The organism is Kitasatospora sp. NPDC051984, assembly GCF_044593455.1.
Classification (GTDB): Bacteria; Actinomycetota; Actinomycetes; order Streptomycetales; family Streptomycetaceae; genus Kitasatospora.
In genome coordinates this window covers 1-3,306 of record NZ_JBIUCB010000059.1, presented here as the reverse complement: position 1 = coordinate 3,306, position 3,306 = coordinate 1, and the positions used below count along the sequence as shown (strand labels likewise).

Below are 3,306 nucleotides of genomic sequence, written 5' to 3'. Positions count from 1 at the left end.
TCTGGCGCTTGGCCATCGCCCGGTCCAGGGCGGCGGCCCGGCCGGGCGTCATCGGGCGCACCGGCCGGGCGAGGTCGAGGCGGTAGAGGTAGGCGACGCGGGCGCCGCGGCGGCAGACGATCTGCGCGGCGGGCTCCTGGCCGCCGGGCCGGAGGCCGAGTTCGCGGAGCTGGCGGCGGGTGTGCAGGCCGGGGCCTGCCAGGCGCCAGGGCCAGGTCGGCAGGCCGTGGCGCTCCCCGGTCGGGTCGAGGTCGGCGGCGCGCACGGCCGGTCAGCCGGTGATCTCGGTCTTGGTGCGGGCGAACATGCCGCGCACGGTGACGGGGGCGGCGATCTCCGTCGTCTTGTTGACGGTGCCCTTGTAGACGTGGGTGGTCGGGCCGGTGCCGACCCGCGACTTGGCGGCCTTGGCGTAGGCGGTGCCGGCCGTGAGGACGACCAGGGCGAGGCCGACGAACGGCGAGAGCACGGCGCAGATCCCGGCGAGGGTGACCGAGGCCATGCCGTCCATCACGAGCCAGGCCCCGGCGCCGATGCCGGTGACGCCCAGGCCGACGCCGACGGAGGCGACGGCGGTCCCGATCGCCCAGGCCGGGACGGTGCGGCTGTCGGGCAGGGTCGCGGGCGGGGTCGGGCCGACCGGCGGGAGCGGGGCGAGGTCGCGGTAGGAGGTGACGGCGGCGGGCTGCCCGGCCTCCTGGCGGTACGCCTCGGCGATGAGGCGGGCGGCCTCGGCGGCGGCCTGGGCGTCGGTCAGCGGGCGGGCGGTGTTGAACTCCATGGTGTCCTCCGGGAAACGAGGCCCGGAGCGGTAGCCTCCGGGCCTCGGGGTGTGATGTGGGCTTGATCAGCGGATTCGGCCTACTCGGGGGCCTCGTCCTCGGGGGCGAGGCCCTGGGGAGCAAGGCCCGGGGCGAGACCCCAGGAGCCGTGCCCGACGTTGACGACCAGGCCCTCGTCGCGCATCCGGCCGAGGAGGGTGTCGACGTACCCGCCGGCCGGGCCGTCGGGGGTCCCGACGCCGACGGCCCGACGGATGTCGCGGGTACGCATCACGCCCCCGGCGGCAGCCAGGTAGCCAATGATCTGGTTGCTCAGGCTCGGCGCGGCGCTGGCCGGGACGGTCGGGACGGCCGAACCCGTCGGGCCCGTCGGGGCGCCGCGCCGAGAGCGCCGGCCTCCGCCATCCTTCGGCTCCTCGTTGCCGTGCTCCAGGAGCAGCTCGGCGTAGGGCAGGGCCTCGGCGTACGCCTCGGCGAACACCTTCTGCTCGGCGGGGGTGAGCAGCGGGATCGGGGCGGACTCCAGCAGACGGATCAGGTGCGGGTAGGTGCGGTTCTCCTTGACCGCGCGGAAGACGCGGGTGAGCACGGCCTGGCCCTCCTGGATGGCCCAGGCGCAGCCTGCGGTGACGGGGCCGGAGGCGACGGTCTCGCCCTTCCAGGCCGCCATGACCCCGGCGGAGCCGCCGCCGCCGAACGTCGGCGGGATGGGGATGATGGTCGCGGCGGTCGCCGCGCCGACCATGTCGGTGGCCATGCGCTGGGTCATCGAGCTGTTGACCCTCCCGAGCCAGACGAGGCCCTGCTTCGCGTTGGCACGCACCTTCTCGCTGTCGCCGAGTTCGCGGAGGTGGATGGACTGTCCGGCGAACCTCACGCCCATGCCGACCTTGCGGCCGGTGAGCTGGACGCGGCCGATCATGCCCGCGACCCACTTGCGGAAGTCGACATGAACGGTGGTCTCGTCCACGCTGAGCACCTTGTTGATCTCGTCCAGGGTGGCGATCACCAGCGGCCAGGGGTCGCCGATGGTGAAGGACCCCCAACCGCGGCCGGCGCTGTACTCCTCGCGGTAGTCCATGACGGCGCAGAACGCCGCGAGGGTCGCGCCGAGGGCGGCGCGGCCGGCCCCGAAATGAGCGGTGCGGCCGCTGGCCTCCGGGAGCGACATGCCGTTCTGGGCGTCGGCGACGATCGACACGACGCCGCTGATGCGCTCGGCGGCCAGCACCGTCAGCAGCGCCACCGACTTCCCGGCACCGGGGGCCCCGACGAACAGGTCGGTCAGCGCGCCCAGCTCGGGGCGGAACAGGTGGATCCGGAAGGGGCGGCCGTCGTGCTGCAGGCCGATGACAACCGTGCCGTCGGGCTGCATCGTGAGGTCGGCGACGGTGGCCTCGCGGATGCTGATCAGCGGGTGCTGCCGGTAGAACGTGACCACGCCGGTGGACATGCCGTCGGTCTCGATCATCACCAGGTCGGGGTCCTCGACCTTCATCGCGCGCGCGATCGGGACGCGGGCCAGCTTGATCATCATCCCTTCGTCGGCCTCGACCAGGACCACCAGGCGGTCGGCCTCCAGCCGGTAGTCGACCAGCTGCATGCCGGGGGCCGCGCCGCGCGGGCCGGCGACCCTCTCGGCCCACAGCGCGCGCACGTCGTCCGCCTCCGGCGAGCTCTCGGCGGCGACGGTCGGAGCGACGGTCAGGGCCAGGCGGCCCGGCCCGCTGCCGGGAATCGGGGCGATGGTGACGGCCTCGACCGGGACGTCGAAGACGCCCGCGATGTTGTGCGGGCTGACGCTGCTGGGCACCGTCTCCCCGGCCGGGGCGAGGATGACGGCGCGGAAGTCCGGGCGGCCCGGATCGTCCTGGACCAGGTCGACCAGCTCGGTGCTGCCGGTGCTCCGGGCCTCGGCCCACAGCCGCCGCAGGCCGCCGAAGTAGCTCGGATCCTCGACCTCCTCCCCCTGCTCCTGGGCGTCGGCGGCGGCCAGGACGTGGTGCTCGACGCCGCGGGCGCGGGTGAACGGCGCGGCGGCCGCCGAGGCGGCGGCGACGGCGAGCGGCGCGACGTACTCCCACCAGGCCGAGCCCGGGTGGAACAGGCTGGCGGCGTAGGTGCCGGTCAGGCCCAGGGTGGGCAGCGCCCGGGTGGAGGACAGCCACAGGTCGGCCGCCGAGCCCTTGGTCCGCGACCACAGGACCGCCAGGGTGCCGGCCCCGGCGCCCAGGACTGCGACGTGCAGGGGGACGACGTGGGTGTGCGGGCCGACGGCCGCCAGGACGCCGCCCGCGCCGTACAGGACGCGCTCGGCGATGGCCATGCGGCGGGCGGCGGCCGGGGTGAGCGGCGCCGGGGCGGGCCGCCCGGTCTCCTCGGCGGTGTCGGCGGTGGTGTCGGCGGTGGCGGTGGTGGCGGTGGCCATGGTCGGTGTCCCTCTCTCGGGCCGGGAAGGGTGGTGCGGGAAGGGGGGCGCCGGGGCCCCCCCCGGGGGGGGGGGCCCCCGGGGCCGGGGTGAGGA

General features: G+C 75.5%; 3 protein-coding genes. All 3 read right to left on the bottom strand.

Annotated elements, in window-relative coordinates:
* A partial coding sequence (locus ACIHEI_RS37435; RefSeq protein WP_396609988.1) for an RRQRL motif-containing zinc-binding protein occupies nt 1-265 on the bottom strand: 265 nt, incomplete at its 3' end.
* A gap of 6 nt (nt 266-271) precedes the next feature.
* Nucleotides 272-781 carry a hypothetical protein gene (locus tag ACIHEI_RS37430; protein WP_396609987.1) on the bottom strand — a complete coding sequence of 170 codons (510 nt, stop codon included), beginning with the start codon at nt 779-781 and terminating at the stop codon, nt 272-274.
* A gap of 80 nt (nt 782-861) precedes the next feature.
* Nucleotides 862-3,210, bottom strand: a complete 2,349-nt coding sequence (locus tag ACIHEI_RS37425) for a hypothetical protein (protein ID WP_396609986.1) — start codon at nt 3,208-3,210, stop codon at nt 862-864.
* Nucleotides 3,211-3,306 lie beyond the last annotated feature (96 nt).

Bases quoted from the DNA above. Each gene is read 5' to 3' on its own strand.
- ACIHEI_RS37430 (WP_396609987.1), bottom strand. From the start codon at position 781: ATGGAGTTCAACACCGCCCGCCCGCTGACCGACGCCCAGGCCGCCGCC.
- ACIHEI_RS37425 (WP_396609986.1), bottom strand. From the start codon at position 3,210: ATGGCCACCGCCACCACCGCCACCGCCGACACCACCGCCGACACCGCC.